The sequence below is a fragment of the Lentzea cavernae genome (genome assembly GCF_014653695.1).
Taxonomy (GTDB): Bacteria; Actinomycetota; Actinomycetes; order Mycobacteriales; family Pseudonocardiaceae; genus Lentzea; species Lentzea cavernae.
This window is the reverse complement of record NZ_BNAR01000002.1, coordinates 387,653-405,149: the sequence shown is the minus strand read 5'-3', so window position 1 is coordinate 405,149 and position 17,497 is coordinate 387,653. Positions and strand designations below refer to the sequence as shown.

At 71.9% G+C, this 17,497-nt stretch carries 13 protein-coding genes and 1 pseudogene; 2 read left to right on the top strand and 12 right to left on the bottom strand.

The window, feature by feature from the left end; all coding sequences use genetic code 11:
* Positions 1-7: 7 nt before the first annotated feature.
* The 6 genes and pseudogenes from IE307_RS07815 to IE307_RS07790 all read right to left on the bottom strand — a co-directional run.
* A pseudogene (locus IE307_RS07815) lies at positions 8-703 on the bottom strand (ABC transporter ATP-binding protein); the annotation flags it as partial.
* Positions 700-2,538: a dipeptide/oligopeptide/nickel ABC transporter permease/ATP-binding protein gene (locus IE307_RS07810; protein WP_191297116.1), complete on the bottom strand. Its 1,839-nt coding sequence runs from the start codon at positions 2,536-2,538 to the stop codon at positions 700-702. The pseudogene IE307_RS07815 and the gene IE307_RS07810, both read right to left, overlap by 4 nt.
* Positions 2,538-3,515, bottom strand: coding sequence for an ABC transporter permease (locus IE307_RS07805; protein ID WP_191297115.1), 978 nt, complete (start codon positions 3,513-3,515; stop codon positions 2,538-2,540). Before IE307_RS07805 ends, IE307_RS07810 begins: the two co-directional genes overlap by 1 nt.
* Entirely contained in the window at positions 3,512-5,080 is a 1,569-nt protein-coding gene (locus IE307_RS07800; protein ID WP_191297113.1) for an ABC transporter substrate-binding protein, read from the bottom strand. The genes IE307_RS07805 and IE307_RS07800 overlap by 4 nt, the downstream gene beginning before the upstream one ends.
* Complete coding sequence (locus tag IE307_RS07795; RefSeq protein WP_191297111.1) at positions 5,077-5,940, bottom strand: serine hydrolase; 864 nt, start codon at positions 5,938-5,940, stop codon at positions 5,077-5,079. The genes IE307_RS07800 and IE307_RS07795 overlap by 4 nt, the downstream gene beginning before the upstream one ends.
* Positions 5,937-7,313 carry a serine hydrolase domain-containing protein gene (locus IE307_RS07790; protein ID WP_191297110.1) on the bottom strand — a complete coding sequence of 459 codons (1,377 nt, stop codon included), beginning with the start codon at positions 7,311-7,313 and terminating at the stop codon, positions 5,937-5,939. Before IE307_RS07790 ends, IE307_RS07795 begins: the two co-directional genes overlap by 4 nt.
* Positions 7,314-7,548: 235 nt before the next feature.
* Here IE307_RS07790 and IE307_RS07785 point away from each other — a divergent pair, with 235 nt between their 5' ends.
* Both IE307_RS07785 and IE307_RS07780 read left to right on the top strand, forming a co-directional pair.
* Positions 7,549-8,280 carry an ABC transporter ATP-binding protein gene (locus IE307_RS07785; protein WP_191297108.1) on the top strand — a complete coding sequence of 244 codons (732 nt, stop codon included), beginning with the start codon at positions 7,549-7,551 and terminating at the stop codon, positions 8,278-8,280.
* A complete protein-coding gene (locus IE307_RS07780) occupies positions 8,277-10,760 on the top strand; it encodes an FtsX-like permease family protein (RefSeq protein ID WP_308436340.1) in 2,484 nt (827 codons plus the stop codon). The genes IE307_RS07785 and IE307_RS07780 overlap by 4 nt, the downstream gene beginning before the upstream one ends.
* A gap of 48 nt (positions 10,761-10,808) precedes the next feature.
* On the opposite strand, the gene IE307_RS07775 is transcribed toward IE307_RS07780, so the two are convergent.
* The 6 genes from IE307_RS07775 to IE307_RS07750 form a co-directional block, all read right to left on the bottom strand.
* Positions 10,809-12,083 carry a cytochrome P450 gene (locus IE307_RS07775; protein ID WP_229904502.1) on the bottom strand — a complete coding sequence of 425 codons (1,275 nt, stop codon included), beginning with the start codon at positions 12,081-12,083 and terminating at the stop codon, positions 10,809-10,811.
* 176 nt (positions 12,084-12,259) lie between these two features.
* Positions 12,260-12,442 (bottom strand): sterol carrier protein domain-containing protein, encoded by a 183-nt coding sequence (locus IE307_RS07770; RefSeq protein WP_191297104.1) that lies wholly within the window; start codon positions 12,440-12,442, stop codon positions 12,260-12,262.
* 82 nt (positions 12,443-12,524) lie between these two features.
* Positions 12,525-13,274 (bottom strand): DUF899 family protein, encoded by a 750-nt coding sequence (locus IE307_RS07765; protein WP_191297102.1) that lies wholly within the window; start codon positions 13,272-13,274, stop codon positions 12,525-12,527.
* A gap of 2 nt (positions 13,275-13,276) precedes the next feature.
* Positions 13,277-14,185, bottom strand: a complete 909-nt coding sequence (locus IE307_RS07760; RefSeq protein WP_191297100.1) for a hypothetical protein — start codon at positions 14,183-14,185, stop codon at positions 13,277-13,279.
* A 45-nt stretch (positions 14,186-14,230) separates the two neighbouring features.
* Positions 14,231-15,796, bottom strand: coding sequence for an ABC-F family ATP-binding cassette domain-containing protein (locus IE307_RS07755; RefSeq protein WP_191297098.1), 1,566 nt, complete (start codon positions 15,794-15,796; stop codon positions 14,231-14,233).
* Positions 15,789-17,399, bottom strand: coding sequence for an ABC-F family ATP-binding cassette domain-containing protein (locus IE307_RS07750; protein WP_191297096.1), 1,611 nt, complete (start codon positions 17,397-17,399; stop codon positions 15,789-15,791). The genes IE307_RS07755 and IE307_RS07750 overlap by 8 nt, the downstream gene beginning before the upstream one ends.
* Between the last annotated feature and the right edge of the window lie 98 nt (positions 17,400-17,497).

Here is a 17,497-nt window from a genome sequence, read left to right as displayed (position 1 = left end):
AAACCTCCAGCCTCGTGTGGCGTCTGGGCGCGGCCGCGAGCAGCTCGCGCGTGTACTCGTGCCGTGGATCCGCGAGGACCTGTGCCGCCGGTCCCTCCTCCACGATCCTTCCCGTCTTCATCACCGCGACCCGGTCGCTCACGTACCGCACGACGGCGAGGTTGTGCGAGATGAACAGCATGGACAGGCCGAGCTGTCGTTGCAGGTCCCGCACCAGGTTGAGCACGGCGCCCTGCACGGACACGTCGAGCGCGGACGTGATCTCGTCGGCGATGACGACCCTGGGGTCGCCCGCCAACGCCCTGGCCAGCGCGACGCGCTGCCGCTGGCCGCCGGAGAGCCTCGCCGGCAGGGAGGAGGCCCGGCCGGGGTCGAGGTTCACCAGTTCGAGCAGTCTCGCGACCTCGGCCTTCTTGTTCGTGCCCCGCGGCATCGCCTCGGCGATCGAGTTGCCGATGCTCATCCGCGGGTCGAGCGAGGAGTACGGGTCCTGGAAGACCATCTGGACCTTGCCGTCCGCGCGCACCTCGCCCTCCGTGGGCTTGACCAGCCCGACCGCGGTGGCGGCGAGGGTGGACTTGCCCGACCCGGACTCCCCGACGAGGCCCACGACCTGGCCCGCCGGCACGGTCAGGCTCACGTCGTCGACCGCCGTGTGGTGGCCGAAGCGGACGGTGACGTTCCTGAAGTCGAGCTCGCTCATCGCACACCCGCCAGTTCGCTCTCGGACTTCCAGCACGCCACCCGGTGGTTCTCGCCGAACGTCTCCAGCTCGGGTTCCTGCGTCCGGCACTGGTCGTCGGCGAGCGGGCAGCGCGGCGCGAACGGGCACCCCTGCCGGATCTCACCGGGCTCCGGCGGCCGTCCTGGGATGACCGCGAGCGGCGCGTCCCTGTCCGTGTCGAGGTCCGGAACCGCCTTGAGCAGCGCCGTCGTGTACGGGTGCCGCGCGGCCGTGAACAGCTCGTCCGTCGGCAGCTCCTCGACGATCCGGCCCGCGTACATCACCAGCACGCGGTCGCAGGTCTGCGCGACGACGGTGATGTCGTGGCTGATCAGCAACACCGCCGCGTCGCGGTCCTTCCGGATTCGCGCGAGCAGCTTGAGCACCTCGCGCTGCACGGTGACGTCGAGCGCGGTGGTGGGTTCGTCGGCGATCACCAGCTGCGGCTCGCCCATCAGCCCCATCGCGATCATCGCCCGCTGCCGCATGCCGCCGGAGAACTCGTGCGGGTACTGCTTGGCCCGGCGTTCGGGCTCCGGGATCCGCACGGCCTCCAGGCGGTCGACCGCCTTGCCGAGCGCGGCCCTGCGTCGCAGACCCTGGTGCACCTCGGACACCTCGGCGAGCTGGCCGCCGATGCGCCGGGTGGGGTTGAACGACGTCGTCGGGTCCTGGAACACCATCGCCAGCTGGGTGCCGAGCTCCCGGTCCTGCGTCTTCTGGACGGGCTTGCCGTTGAACTCCAGCCGGTCGGCGGTGACCCGGCCGGGGTGCTCGATGAGACGCGACACGGCCAGCGCGGTCAGGCTCTTGCCCGAGCCCGACTCGCCGACCACGCCGATCATCTCCCCGTTGTGGACGGTGAACGAGACCCCGCGGACGGGCCTGATGCCGCCGGGGAACGTGACGTGCAGGTTCCGCACGGTCAGCAGCCCGCCCTCGGACCGGTCCTCGACGGGCTCGTGCGGTGCCGTCGCCTTGCCCCGCTGCTGGTTGCGGTGCACGGACGCGGCGGCCTCACCGAACAGGTTGAACGCCAGCCCCGCGAGCACCACGGCGACCGCGGGCCCCAACGCGGGCGCGGGCGTGATGTAGATGCGGTTGAGGCCCTCGCCCAGCAGCCTCCCCCAGTCGTAGGAGGGCGCCTGCACACCGATCCCGAGGAACGACAGCCCGGCGAACGCCGTCAGCGCGGACCCCGCCGCGAGCGTGGCGTTGATGACGAGCGGCTCGGCGATGTTGGGCAGGACGTGCCGGGTCAGCAGCCGGAACCGGCCCACCCCGCACACCCGTGCCGCGGCGATGAAGTCCCGTCCGCTCACCGAGGCCGTGAGAGTCTGGGTGAGGCGGGCGAACGACGGCGTGATCGCGAACGCGATGGCCAGCACCGCCCCGATCGTGCCGGTGCCGAAGATGACGGCGAAGAACAGCGCCAGCAACAGCCCGGGGAACGCGACGGCGATGTTCACCGCGGACGTGACGATCCTGGCCGCCCACCTCGGCAGCACGGACGGGATCGAGCCCAGGACCAGGCCCGTGACCACGCCGATGACCGTGGCCAGGAGGGCGAGGCCGATCGTCAGCCTGGTCGCGACCAGGACGCGGTAGAAGATGTCGCGGCCCAGCTGGTCGGTGCCCAGGAGGTGGTCCGCAGACGGGCCCTGCTGCAGGGAGTCGGTGTCGATGGCGGCGGCCCGGTCGCCCCAGAGGATCGGGGCGAAGACCGCGAGCGCGACGAGGACGACGAGCAGGACGGCGGAGGAGGCGCCGACGGGGGAGCGCAGGACGGCCAGCCGGCCCGTGGTCGGGCGCATCACGCCTCCCTGATCGTCGAACGCGGATCGAGCAGCCCCAGCACCACGTCCACCACCAGGTTCACCAGAAGCACCCCGGCCCCGTACACGAGCACGATCCCCTGCACCGCCGGGTAGTCCTTCTGCTGGATCGAGCCGACGATGGTCGACCCCAGCCCCGGCCACGCGAACACGTTCTCCACCAGCACGGTCCCGGCCACCATGGCGGCGAGCATCATGCCGCCCAGCGTCAGGGTCGCGGTGACGGCGTTGGGCAGCGCGTGCCGCAGGTACACGAGCCTGGCCGGCAGGCGCTTGGCCCGTGCGGTGCGCACGAAGTCGTTGCCCAGCACGGCGAGCAGCTCCACCCGCACGATCCGGGCGAGCACCGCGGCCGGGCCGATCGCCAGTGCAAGCACCGGCAGCACCCACGACCCCGGCGCGTCGTTGCCCGCCACCGGGAAGAGGTTCAGCTGCACGGCGAGGAGGCTCACGAGCCCCACCGCGAGCAGGAACTCCGGGATCGCCGCCAGCACCACGCTGGACGAGGTGAACGCCAGCTCGCCGCCACGGCGGCGACCGCCCTTGGTCAGCACCGCCATCAGCACGCCCACCGGCACGGCCACGACGACCACGACGAGGAACGCGAGCACCGCGAGCTGCACGGTCGCGGGCAGCCGGTCGCCGATGAGCGTGGCGACCGGGGTGCCGCTGACGAGCGAGGTGCCGAACTCACCGCGGAACAGGCCGCTCAGGTAGTGCCAGTACTGCACGAGCAGCGGGTCGTCGAGGCCGAGCGCGGCGCGGCGGGCGGCGACGAGGTCCGGTGGCGCGGCCAGGCCGAGCGACTCGCGGACCGGGTCGCCGGGGATCAGGTGGATCATCAGGAACGCCGCGGTCACCAGCACCCACAGCGAGGTCAGGAACCGGACGGCCCGCCGCCGGGCGAAGGGCAGCCACGTGCTGCCCCTCATCCGTTGCAGCGTGGTGGTCGTCATGAGGCGAACATCCGGATCGACGTCGGGTCGAGGCTGTCACTGACCGTGAACTTCGCGCCCTTGACGAACGTCGACACGACCGCGTCGTAGTACGGCACGAAGCTCGCGTCCTTGACCAGCGCGGCCTCCGCCTTGTTCCAGTTGTCGCAGCCCTCGGCGCCGGCCTTGGAGGCCGCCAGCTTCGACTCCGACTCGAACTCGGCGTTGCTGATGTGGCCGAAGTTCACGCCCTGCGGCGGCACCGGGCCGGACGCGAACGACACGAGCTGGCTCGGCAGCGACAGCGTCAGCGGCACCATCGACACGTCCCACGCGCCCGTGCCGAACAGCGACTGGTTGATGCCGGCGGCGTCGACCGGTGCGATCTCGACCTTCACGCCGATGCCCTGCCACGACTGCTGGATCAGCTCGGCGGTCGAGGTGAGCGTGGGACCGGCGACGGTGGGCTGGAGCAGTTTCACCGACAGCGGCTGACCGTCCTTGGCCCGCGTGCCGTCCGCCCCGGCGCGCCAGCCCGCCGCGTCGAGCGCGCTGCTCGCCGCGGCCTTGTCGAACTTCGGGAGGTTGGCGGAGACGTTGTCACCGGTGCAGGGCCGGGGTTCGACCGTCACCAGGGACTTCGACGGCCTGCCCCTGCCGTTGGTGAGCACCTTGCCGACCTGCGCGAGGTCGAGGCCCTGCAGCAGCGCGCGGCGCACCGCCGGGTCCTGACCGGGGTGACCGGCCGACTGGTTGAACGTCAGCGTGCCCAGCGGGCTGGCGGCGTCGACGTGGTCGAGCTTCTGCCCCAGCAGGCGTTCCTGGTCGGGACCCGCGACCGTGGCGGCGGTGAGCTGGCCGGACAGCAGCAGGTTCACGGCCGTGGTCTCGTTCGCGATCACCCGGATCACGACCTTGTCCGGCAGGCCCTGCTGGTCGGTCTTCCAGTCACCCGGCCCCCACGCGAAGTCCTTGCGCCGTTCCAGGGTGTAGTGGTCGTTCGCCGCGATCTCGGTGATCTTGAACATCCCCGTGCCCTGCTCGCCCTTCGCGAGCAGCGAGCGGTCGGCCAGGCCCTTCGCGCACGCGATCGGCAGGGTGCCGACGTTGGTCAGCAGGAACGCGTCCGGCGCGCCGCTCGTCACGGTGACGGTGCGGGTCGCCTCGTCCGCCGTGGCCGTGGTGCCGGGCGGGACCTGGATGCCCGCCAGCGGCGACTTGTTCGCCGGGTCGCCGACGAACGTGATGTTCGCGGCGACGTCCGCGGCGGTCAGCGGGGCACCGTCCGAGCACGTGATGCCCTGGCGCAGCGTGAAGGTGGCGGAAGTGACCGTGGCGTCCCACTTCTCGGCGAGACCGGCGACGATCTGGCCGTCCGAGGTGCGTTCGATCAGCCTGCCGTAGAGGAACCGGCCCACCCCTCTCGCCACCGACAGGACCGTCAGCGCGGGATCGAGCGAGCCGGGATCCGCGGCGACGGACATCGTGAAGGTCCCGCCCTGGGCGAGGTTCTGGTTGCCGGTCGTGCCGGCTGTTCCGCAGCCGGCCAGGACAACGGCCGCGAGCAGGGCCACCGCGCGCTTCATGAGGTCCTCCGGAGGTGGTCGACGGCGAGTCGCCCGGCACGGCCGATCACCGCGTCGGCGGCGGGGTCGCGCAGGGCGAGGGACTGGGAACGGGTGAAGACGGCGACGGCGTACGAGCGGCCGTCGGGGTAGGTGACGACGCCGGCCTCGTTGCGGACGCTCGGCAGCGTGCCGGTCTTGGCGGCGACCTGGACGTCGGCGGGGAAGCCCGAGCTGAGCCGGTGCGGCCAGACCTGCCGGGCCATGATCGACCTGACGCTCGCGCACGCCTCGGGTGCGGCGGCGCGGTCGGTCCAGATGGCGTCGAGGAGGGTCGTGATCTCCCTCGGTGTGGAGGAAGTCGTGCGTTCGGGGTCCACTATGGACAGCTTCTGGACGACGTCCCACGTCGGGTTCTCGAGGACCGCCTCCGGATCGCCGGTGGCGAGCTCCGCGGCCACCGAGGCGAAGAGGTCCTCGCAGCACCCGATGATCCGGGTGCGCTCCAGACCGGCCTTCACGAGCACCGCGTCCACCGCCGCCTGGCCGACGCGGTGGAAGACCACGTCGGTCGCGGCGTTGTCGCTCATGGTCATCATGAACGACGCCAGGTCGCGCCAGCTCATCTCGACGTCGTCGGCACACCCCGCGGTGCCGATGCCGCCGATGCGGTAGCGGGACGTGACGCGCGTGCGCTCGGTCTCGTCGAGCTGTCCCGCCGCGACCTCGGCCGCGTACGCGACGGCGACCGGGATCTTGAACACCGACGCCAGGACCACCTTCTCGTCCGCGCCGTGGGAGAACTCCGGTCCGTCCACCCCGATCTCGCGGGCGTGGACGAACCCCTCCACGCCCGCGTCGGAGAAGGCCTCGGCGATCACGGGGCCACCCGGCGGTCCGCACGGCCGGTGTGCAGGAACAGCGCCCGGCCGTTGCCGTCGTCGCCGACGAACGCGTGCGGCATGTGGATGCCCATGACCGGTTCGGCGGCGACTAGCGTGTCGTCGCGCCATGGCACCAGTTCCGTCTTGCCGGCGGACTCCGGGCTGAGCTCGGCCATGATCCCCTTCGGGATGACCTCCATCCAGATCCGGCCGTCCTCGTCCTGCGTGACCACGCGCTCGCCGACCGCCGACACGTACACGCCGGTGAACCGCTCGCCGTCCAGGCGCGCGGCGTCCGCGGCGGGCTCGGGCATGGCGGGCAGTTCGACGCCGGCCAGCTCGCGCAGCACGTGCCGGAAGATCGCCTGATAGAGGTCGATGGTCTTGCCGCCGTTGGTCAGCAACGCCACGGCGACGCCGTGCTCGGGGACCAGCCGCAGGAAGGCGTTCTGCCCGATCGTGCCGCCGTCGTGCCCGATGACCGTCGCCTGCGGGTGGTGGAACATCTCCCAGCCCAGGCCCCAGGCGTCGCCCATCAGCGCGAGGTCCGGCACCTTCACCTGAACCTGCCGCATGGCCTGGGCGCTGGCGGACGACAACACGCCGGCGCCGTCGTTGAGGTGCATCCGCGCGAACTTCAGCAGGTCGGAGGCGCTCATGGCGAGCATCGAGCCCGCGGGCGCGTTGGACCGCACGAGCGCCCAGATCGGCGCGACCTGCGGTCCGGCCTCCTCGTCGTGTGTGAGGTGCCCGACGGCGGCGCGGTGCATGATCGCCTCGTAGGCGTCCGCGGCGGCGTGGGTCAGGCCGAGCGGGGCGAACAGGTGCTCGCGCAGGCAGTCGTCGTAGGACTTGCCGCGCATGACCTCCACGATCCGGCCCAGCACGCAGTAGCCGGCGTTGTTGTAGCTGAACATCTCGCCGGGCGCGAAGAGCTGGGGCGTGTCGTGCAGCGTGGCGACGTACTTCTCCACGCAGTCGTCGCCGCGGCCGGTGTCGGTGAAGAGGTCGCCCTCGAAGCCCGCCGTGTGGTTCATGAGCTGCCGCACCGTCATCCGCGCGGCGGCGTCTTCGTCGGCGACGCGGAAGTCGGGCAGGTAGTCGCGCACGGGCGCGTCGAGGTCCAGCAGGTCCTCGTCGACGAGCTGCATCGCGAGCGTCGTCGTCCAGACCTTGGTGATCGACCCGATCTGGAACAGCGAGTCGGTGGTCACCTCGACACCGGTGTTCTTGTTGAGCACGCCCGTCGCGGCCTGCGCCACGTCGTCGCCGACGGTCACGGCCACCGCCGCCCCCGGCACCTGGTGCTCGGCGGCCAGTCGCGGCAGGTTCTCCTGCAGCCACTCGTTGATCTGGTTGAGCTTGGACATCCGCGCGCCCCATCCACGTCGACGTGACTCCGGTCACCGGCAAACCTAGGTTCGGCGCCCTCGTGGCCACCTCGTCCCAGCCGACGAATCTGGCCATCCGGATCTGTCGGCGCGGACGAACCCGCCGGGTGGTAGAGCCTGCTCCACCCCGTTCCAGGCAGCCTGCGTGATCGATCCGCGAGCCGCGCGAAATTACGTTCTTGGCCAGAAGCTGTTGCGAGCCAAGGAGAACGTGATGAGGGCAGAGGCGCTGTCGCTGCAGGCGGTGCGGAAGGTGTACGGCTCGGGGGGCGGTGCCGTGACCGCGCTGGACGAGGTCACCGTCGCCATCCGGCGGGGCACGTTCACCGCCGTGATGGGACCGTCCGGCTCGGGCAAGAGCACCTTCCTGCACTGCGCGTCGGGCATGGACAGGCCGACGTCCGGCCGCGTCCTGCTCGGCGACACCGACCTCGGGGGCCTCAAGGAGGCCGCGCTGACGCAGGTGCGGCGCGACCGGATCGGGTTCGTCTTCCAGGCCTACAACCTGCTGCCGTCGCTGACGGTGGAGCAGAACATCACCCTGCCGCTGCGCCTCGCGGGACGCCCTGCGGACCAGGGCTGGCTGCGCGAGGTCGTCGGCAGGGTCGGTCTCGACGGACGGCTCGACCGGCTCCCCGCCGAACTGTCCGGTGGCCAGCAGCAGCGCGTGGCGATCGCCCGCGCGCTGGTGGCGAGGCCCGAGGTGGTGCTGGCCGACGAACCGACCGGCGCTCTCGACTCCCGCACCGCGCAGCAGGTGCTGACGCTGCTGCGGTCCATCGTGGACGACATGGGCCAGACGGTCCTGATGGTCACGCACGACCCGGTGGCCGCCTCGGCCGCGCACAGCGTGCTGTTCCTGGCCGACGGACGGCTGGCGGGCGACCTGGTCGCCCCGACGCCGGAGAAGGTCGCCGAGCGCATGACGCACCTCGGGGAGTGGTGACGGTGCTGAGCCTCGCCTGGCAGACCGTCAAGGCCCGCACCAGCGGGTTCATCGGGGCGTTCGTCGCGATCCTCTGCGGCACCGCGATCGTCGCGGCCTGCGGGATCCTGATGGAGTCCGGTTTCCGCGGCGGCGTGCCGACTCAGCGCTACGCGGCCGCCGACGTGGTCGTCACCGGCGACCGGAGCGTGCGGCCGTCCGACGGCGACGCCTTGGACTTCGAGCACGCCGCCGAACAACCGTCGATCCCCGCCTCGCTGGTCGCCGAGATCGCCGCGGTACCGGGCGCGAAGGCCGTCCCCGAGCAGACGTTCCCGGCTCTCGTGGTCGGTCCTGGCGGACCTCTCGCCGGCAAGCCGTCGTTCGGCCACAACTGGGACTCCGCCGTGCTGGCGCCGTTCACGCTCAAGGAGGGGAACGCGCCGAAGGCCGGCGAGGTGGTGCTGGACTCGGCGCTGGCGGCGCAGGCCGGGGTCCGGGTGGGCGGCGAGGTCCGGGTGGCGGTGCGCTCGGCCCCCGTGACCTACCGGCTGGCCGGAGTCGCCGAAGCCCCCGGGAAGGCGCGGCAGGCCTCGATGTTCTTCAGCGAGGCCGAGGCCACCGAGCTCGCCGGACGTCCCGACCGCGTGAGCGCCATCGGCGTGCTCGGCGCGGACGCGGACGAGGTCGAGGCCGCCCTCGCCGGGGACCACGTCACGGTGTCGGCGGGTGCCGACCGCAGCGCCGCCGAGTTCGACGACGTCAGCCAGACCAAGTCGATCCTCGCGATCCTGGCCGGCTCGTTCGGCGGGTACGCGGTCCTGGTCGCGATCTTCGTCGTGGCCAGCACCCTGGCCCTGGCCGTCGAGCAGCGCCGCCGCGAGTTCGCCCTGCTCAGGGCCGTGGGCGCGACGCCGCGGCAGGTCCGCAGGCTGATCGGCGTCGAGACGACGGTCGTCTCCGTCCTCGCCGGTGTGCTCGGCAGCCTGGCGGGCATCGGCGTCAGCCTGGGGCTGCGCGCCGCGTTCGCGAGGATCGGCGTGGTCCCGGACGACTTCGCGCTCTCGATCAGCCCGATCCCGCTGGCCGCCGCGTTGCTGATCGGTGTGGCCGCGGCGCGGGTGGCGGCGTGGAGCGCGTCCCGCAGGCCGTCGTCGATCAACCCCGTCGAGGCGCTGGGCGAGGCCGCGGTGCAGAAGCGGGACGTCGGCAAGGTCCGGCTGGCCATCGGCTCGGTGCTGATCGTGCTCGGTCTCGGCGCGACCGCGGTGCCGCTGTTCTTCGGCGGCCAGCTCGGCGCGGCCATGTCGGTCATGGCGACGCTCGTGCTGATCATCGGCCTCACGCTCACCGGTCCGAGGGTGGTCGGGGCGGCGGTGCGGGTGATCGCGCCGGTGCTGGCCAGGACGGCCGGTGTGAGCGGCTACCTCGCGTCGGCGAACGTGCTGAAGAACTCGCGGCGGCTCGCGGCGGCGGTGACCCCGCTGATGCTGGCCATCGGGTTCGCGGTGGTGAACTTCTACAGCCAGACGACGTTCACGGCCGCCGTGCAGCAGCAGACCGAGCGGTCCATCACCGCCGACCACGTGATCACCGGCGTCACCGGCGTGCCCGCCGAGGTCGTCGGGCAGATCTCCGGCGGGACGGCCACGTCGCTGGTGCGCACCCAGGTGATCACGGCCACCAGGACCGCGGACAGCGTCGAGGTGCAGAGCCGCCCGGCCAACGGCCTCGACCCCACCGCGAGCGGCATGGTCGACCTCGGCGTCGTCTCCGGCAGCGTCGACGACCTCCGGCCGGGCACCGTCGCGTTGAGCGACGCGCACGCGTCCTGGGAGGACAAGAAGATCGGGGACACGGTCGAGTTCTGGTTCGCGGACGGTCAGGAGGCGAAGCTGCGAGTGGTCGCGACCTACGAGCACGACCTCGCGTTCGGCGACTACGTCCTCTCCGCCGCCGACGCCCGTGCCCACACCAACGCCGGCATGGACAGCGCCGTGCTGGTGAAGTCCGCGGACGTCACCGCTCTCCAGGCCCTGACCAGCCGTTATCCGGGACTCCAGGTGACGGAGCGGGTGGCGGCGCAGGACCGCAGCGCCGAGCGGACCCAGTTCCTGCTCAACCTGGTCGCGGTCGGCGTCATCCTCGGCTACGTCGCGATCTCGGTGTCGAACACGCTGGTGATGTCCACGGCCGCACGGCGCCGCGAGTTCGCCCTGCTGCGCCTGGTCGGCACCGGACGCCGGCAGATCGTGCGGATGATGCGCACCGAGGCGCTGCTCACGGTCGGACTGGCCGCGGTGCTCGGTTCCCTGGTGGCGGCGGTGCCGCTGGGCGTGCTCGCGATCGGCCTGATCGGGACCCCGCTGCCCGCCGGCCCGGTCTGGGTCTACCTGGGCGCTCTCGCCGCAGCCGCGCTGCTCGGCGTGGTGTCGATCGCGGTGTCCACGCGGTTGTCGCTGCGGGCCAGGCCGATCGACGCCATCGGCACCCGCGAGTGACCGTGCGAGAAGGGGCCGCCCCGCCGGGGTGGCCCCTTTCCGCACGTGTCAGAGGACCTGCTGGATCGGACTGGGCTGCACGCCGAGGTGCATGGGCATGGAGTGCAGGCCGTAGACGATCGAGAGCTTGCGGAACGACAGCTCGCTCTGCGGCACCGCGAGCCGCATCTCCGGGAACCTGCGGACGAGCGCCGGGTAGGCGATCCGCAGCTCCATCTTCGCGAGCTCGGCGCCGATGCAGCGGTGCGCGCCGTAGCCGAACGCGAGGTGCTGGCTCGCCGGACGGTCGGCGAGGATCACGTCCGGGGTGTCGTAGACGTCGCGGTCGCGGTTCGCCTGCGACAGCGAACAGGCCACGATGTCGCCCGCCTTGATCTTCGTCCCGGCGATGTCGACGTCGCGCCGGGCGATGCGCAGGAACGCCACCGACACCACGCTGAGGTGCCGCAGCAGCTCGTCGACCAGCCCGTTCACCGTCTTCTCGTCGCCGAGCGCCTTCTCGCGCAGACCGGGGTCGCGCAGCATCGCGAGCGCGCCGAGCGAGATCATGCTCGCCGTCGTCTCGAACCCGCCGGTGAGCAGCCCGTCCGCGAGACCGGCGAGCTCGTCGTCGTCCAGGTCGTCGCCGTGCTTGCGGACGAGCTCGCCGAGCAGTCCGTCGGTCGGGGCCAGGCGCTGGGCGCGCACCAGCTCCCGGAAGTAGACGATCGACTCGGACACGGCCGACAACGACGTCGTGGCCGCCCCGCCGAGGTCGAAGCGCGAGACGCTGCGCCGCTGGAACTCCTCGCGTTCACTCGCGGGCACGCCCAGCAGCTCGCAGATCGTGAGTGCCGGCACCGTCATCGCGAAGTGCTCGACGAGGTCGACCACGCCGTCCTTCATGGACATCAGGTCGAGCTGGTCCGCGACGATCTGCTCGATCCGCGGCACGAGCCGGGAGAGCCGGCGCATGGTGAACTCCGGCGTCAGCACCTTGCGCAGCCGCGTGTGCTCCGGCGGGTCGCTGAACCCGAGCCCGCCCGGTGCCTCGTCGGAGAACAGCCCGAGCTCCCGCAGGTGGCCGAAGTCGTTGCTGAACGCCTCCGAGTCCACGAGCACCTGCTTGGACGCCTCGTAGCCCGTCACCAGGTACACCGTGACCGGCAGCGGCAGGCGGGTGACCGGTCCGTGGGTCTGCATCCGCGCCATCTCCGGCACCGGGTCCAACCCGTTGCGCCGCAGTGGCGCCAGCACGCGCGACGGCACGAACCAGGACGACTCGAGGTCGAACCCGGTCTTGCTGAGGTGCGCGAGGAACCGCTTCCCCATCCATTCGGTCACGCGCGAACGGACGTCGGTCGCTGACTGCAGAACTTCCCACATGACGCGGCTGCCCTTCGGCGGAAAAAGGGGTAAAGAGCTGATGATGTCAATCGGAACGGACAATAACGACGTGGCCGCGCACACGTCGTCATACCTGGGCCTAACGCGCCGTCATACTTTGGTCCTGGTGCCGATCAGGACCGGTGCGGGCGGTGCGGAGGGCGTTCGGTTCGGAACAGAGCGTCAGCCTTGGTTGCCGATGCACGTACTTTCGCGTGTCCTGCACGGACCAGCGCGCCCGGCGTCGTCGCTCCCAAGTAGAGCGAACCGGGGTCGCGCACGTCCAGTTCCAGGTCCGGATCACGGGTCGTTTCCACGCATTCGGCCTTCTCGCCCGCGGGGCACGTGCCCGACCGCGGTGACCAGACCGTGGTCGAGCACCGGGCGCCGCCGCGCTGATCAGTGGCAGTGACCCTGCCGCCCCAGCGTCCCGGCCGCCGTCACACCCGGCCGCGTCCACTGCGGCACGGGCCTGCTGTCCTCACCCCAGCTGGAGCCGCCCTCCGCGTTCGTGCGCCAGAACCACCCGGCCTGCCGCGCCTCCGGCCAGCCCTCCGGATGCTGCTCCCACGCCTCACCCCGCCCGCGCACGGTCATGTCGAGCAACGCGAGCGACCCGTTGAGCGCCTCGCACCCGCGCCCGGTCGTGGAGTAGGTGAGGAACGTGCGGTCACCATCGCGCAGGTAGCCGGCCAGGTACCCCATGTCGCCCCCGGCGGGACCGTCCACACCGCGCACCGAGTACCACGGCTGCCGGTACCCCATGAACTCCACGAACGGCGCCACCTCCTCCCACGCCCCCGTGGTCAGCACCGCGAACGACACCCCGCGCGCGTTGAGGTAGGCGGCGTCGCCGAAGTGCCACGGCACGTGCGTGCACCCCTCGCACTGCCCCTGGTGCGGCGCGCCGTCCCACCACATGTGCTTGTAGACGACGAGCTCCTCCCGCCCCTGGAACACGTCGGCGAACGCCACCGGTCCACCGGCGCCGACCACCTCGACCCCGCCGTCGAACTCGACCATCGGCAGCTTGCGGCGTTCGGCGGCGATCGCGTCGCCCTCGCGGGTGTGGGCCTTCTCGCGGACCAGCAGCTCGTCGCGGGCCTGCTGCCAGGTGGCGAGGTCGGTGACGGGCGGGCGTCCGGTCATGATCAGTCCTCCGTGGGTGCGCGCTCGTCCTTGCACACCTGTGTCGAGGCTGTTGCCGCCGTCTCGACACGCAGCGTCGACCGCGTCGCCCATTGGTCCAGCACGACGCGTTCGGGACGTCTCGGCAGCGGGTCGTCGTCGAGGAACGGCCACCGTCCGCCGGTCGCGGGGATGAACGGCTGCTGACGGGCGTTGGCCAGCCAGCACCACAGCTCGGCGGAGATCGGCACGGCGGTGCCCTGAACCGGCCAGGCCTCGCCGGACTGCGGATGCCGAGGCACCAGCAGGACGTCCGCCTCGGCGGCGAGACCGGGCCCCGCGAGCGCGAGCGTCCTCACCTGCGGGCCGTGCGGCAGCAGTGCGTCGAGGTCGTGCCGGAACACCTCGGCGACGGGCCCGGCCGGCAGGGCCACCGACGCGTCCCCGGCCGCCAGGACGATGCGGGCGAGCGCGACACCGGCCGCGATCCGGACGCGGTCGTGCCACCACAGGTCCGCGCCGTCCAGCAGGGCGTCCTCCCAGTCGAACGCCTCCCAGCCCGCCGCCGGCTCCTGCTCACCCACCGGCCGCACGGCGCCGGTCTCGAGCTCGACCACCTGCCACAGCGAGCAGTCGTCGACGCGCGTCGCGACCAGCCGCCCGCACTCGCACCGCAGGTTGGGGAGTTCGCCGCCGGAGATCCCGCAGCAGGAGGTCTTGTCGAACAGCCCGGGGTCCCAGACCATGCCGCGCGCGTCGCCGGGTGAGAGCAGGACCGCGCGCTGACCGGTCGCGTAGGTGCCAGGCGCCATGAGTGCGGGCATGTCCATGACACCGTTCCCGACCTGACGGCCCGCGTGGTCCGGCATGTCGACCTGTCTCAACGGAATCGTCAGCGCCGCACCGCACGCCACGCACTCGAACACCACCACCGGAACACCCCCGGACCCATCATCCGGGGGTCGTCCACCGACTTCTCACAACCCGATTCCGGTTCCCCTCCACCGGTTCCGCAGCCACCGGTCATGACTCGCCACCACGATCGCCCCGGGCCCCGGCCCCAACGCGTCCTCCAACTCGTCGCACAACGTCGGCGACAGGTGGTTGGTCGGCTCGTCGAGCAGCAGCAGGTGCGGCGGGTTCGCGACGAGCAACGCCAGGGCCAGGCGGCGCCGCTGCCCCACGGACAACGTGCCGACCGCCTTGCCGAGGTCCCACCTGTGCAGCAGCCCCAACGACTCCAGTGGCACCTCGGCGATCCGTTCGGAGCCGAGGGCACGGCCGTAGGTGGCCCGCGCGGTGAGGCGCGGGTTGGCGAACGACGTGTCCTGGTCGAGCAACCCGACGCGCACGCCGGGATGCCGCCGCACGCCCGCCGCCTCCAACCGGCCCGCCAGCACCAGCAGCAGAGTGGACTTGCCCGCGCCGTTCGGGCCGGTCACGAGCAGGCGGTCGCCGTCGCGGACGTCGAGGTGGCCGAGGGTGAGCCGTCCGGGGATCCGGACGTCCCGCAGGGACACCAGGTCCTCGCCCGGCGAGGCCACCGCGTCCGGGGAGAAGCGCAGCGGGCGCGGGGGAGCGGGGACGGCGGTGCGTTCCAGCTCCTCGAGGCGGCGGGTGGCGTTGCGGACGCGGCGGGAGATCTGGCTCTGCACGCGGTTCGCCCGCACGCCGTAGCCCATCTTGTCGCTGTCGCGCATGGTGCGGTTCGGGGCGACGCGGCCCGCGATCAGGCCGAGGGAGTCGCGGACCTCGTTCAGTTCCTCCTGCTCCTCGAGGTGGCGGCGTTCCCAGCGCTCGCGGTCGGCGCGTCGCTGGTGCAGGTACTCGCTGTAGGTGCCACCGAACCGGACCGGCCCGTCCGGGTCGAGGTCGACCAGGTCCGTGCACACCGCGTCGAGGAACGCCCTGTCGTGGCTCGCCAGCACGACGATGCCCGGCAGCGAGCGCAGCTGCTCCTGCAGGAACGCGGCCGCGTCGTCGTCGAGGTGGTTCGTCGGCTCGTCCAGCAGCAACGCCGTCGGCCGCCGGATCACCAGCGCGGCCAGGTGCAGGCGACGGCGCTGGCCGCCGGACAACGAGCCGAGGACGCGATCGCGGCCGACATCTCCGAGCCCGAGTCCACTGAGGACGACGTCCGCCCTGCGGTCCGCGTCCCAGGCTTCGTGGCGCTGCGCCAGTTCCAGGCGTTCGGCGTACTCCGCCTCGACGTCTTCGGACGCGAGCAGCGCGCCCAGCCGTTCCAGCTCGGCCAAGTCCTCCCGCGCCTCGGCCAGCGCGTCGTCCAGCACGGCGGCGACGGTGGCGGAGTCGGGGAAGGGCATCTCCTGCTGCAGGAAACCCAGGTCCGGCGGCCGCTGCACGACGCCGCTCTCCGGCTGGTCGACGCCCGCGAGCAGGCTCAGCAGCGTCGACTTGCCCGCGCCGTTCTCGCCGATCAGCCCGACGCGACGACCGGGTGCCGCGGTGAGCGACACCCCGTCGAGCACGCGCCTGCCCTCGAACCCGCGCACCAGTTCGGTGGCGACCAGTGCCTCAGCCACGCGCGGCCTCCAGCAGCTTGCCGCCGTCGAGGTGCAGCCAGCGGTCGATCCTCACCTCGCTCAGGAACCGCTCGTCGTGGCTCACGACGACGAACGCGCCCCGGTACGCGTTGAGCGCGCTCTCCAGCTGCCCGGCGCTGACCAGGTCGAGGTTGTTCGTCGGTTCGTCCAGCAACAGCAGTTGCGGCGCGGGCTCGGCGAACAGGACGCACGCCAGCGTCGCCCGCAGCCGTTCCCCGCCGGACAGCACCCCGACCGGCAGGTGCGCGCGGGCGCCGCGGAACAGGAAGCGCGCCAACAGGTTCATCCGCTCGGCGGGCGGCATGGCCGGCGCGGCCGCGGCCAGGTTCTCCGCCACCGTGCGGGAGTCGTCGAGCAGGTCGAGCCGCTGCGACAGGTACGCGATCCGGCCGTCGGCGCGCTTCACCTCACCGCTGTCCGGCTCCAGCGACCCGTCGACCACGCGCAGCAACGTCGACTTGCCGGCCCCGTTCGGCGCGGACAGGGCGATCCGTTCCGGCCCCCTGATCGCGAAGTCCAGGCCGGAGAACAACTCCCGCACCCGGATGTCCGACCCGAGGAACAACGTGCGCCCGGCAGGGACCGCGGTCTGCGGCAGCTCCAGGCTGATCTTCTGCTCGTCCTTCAACGCCCGCTCGGCCTGGTCCAGCTTGGACTTCGCGGCACCGAGCCGCGCCGCGTGCGTGCCGTCCGCCTTGGCCGCGGACACCTCCGCGTTGCGCTTCATGTTGCCCGCGAAGATCCTCGGCAGCCCGGCGTTGCCGAGGTTGCGCTGCGCGTTGGACGCACGGCGCGCGGCACGTTCGCGCGCCTGCTGCATCTCCCGCTTCTCGCGCTTGACCTCCTGCTCGGCGCTGCGGATGTTCTTCTCCGCCACCTCGCGCTCGGCGGACACCGCCTCCTCGTAGGCGCTGAAGTTCCCGCCGTAGAACCGCACCTCGCCGCCGTCGAGCTCCGCGATCCGGTCCATCCGGTCGAGCAACGCCCGGTCGTGGCTCACCACCAGCAGGCACCCGCGCCAGTCGTCCAGCACGTCGTGGAGCCGGTGCCGTGCGTCGGCGTCGAGGTTGTTGGTCGGCTCGTCCAGCAGCAGCACGTCGGGCTGCTTCAGCAACTGCGCCGCGAGCCCCAGCGAGATGACCTGCCCGCCGCTCAGCGTGCCGAGCACCCGGTCCAGGGCAAGATCACCGAGCCCGAGCCGGTCGAGCTGCGCGCGCGTGCGCTCCTCGAGGTCCCAGTCGGTGCCGATGGTGGTGAAGTGCTCCTCGCCGACGTCACCGGACTCGACGGCCGCGATGGCGCGCAGCACGTCCGCGACCCCGAGCACCTGGGCCACGGTCAGCCCGGCGGTGAGCGGCAGGTCCTGGGGCAGGTAGCCGAGGACGCCCTCGACGGACACGCTGCCGTCCGAGGGTTCGAGAGCGCCCGCGATCAGCTTGAGCAGCGTCGACTTCCCGGCGCCGTTGGGGGCGACGAGACCGGTGCGCCCGCCGGGCACCGAGACGGACAGGCCGTCGAACACGGGGGTGTCGTCCGGCCAGGAGAAGGACAGGGACGACACGACGATGAATGCGTCGGACATGGGTGTGAGACCTCGGGATGTGCCGCGCGCGGAACTGCTCCGCACGTGTGGAAAAAGGGGACGACGAAACGGCCATCGCGAGAGATGGCCTGTCACAT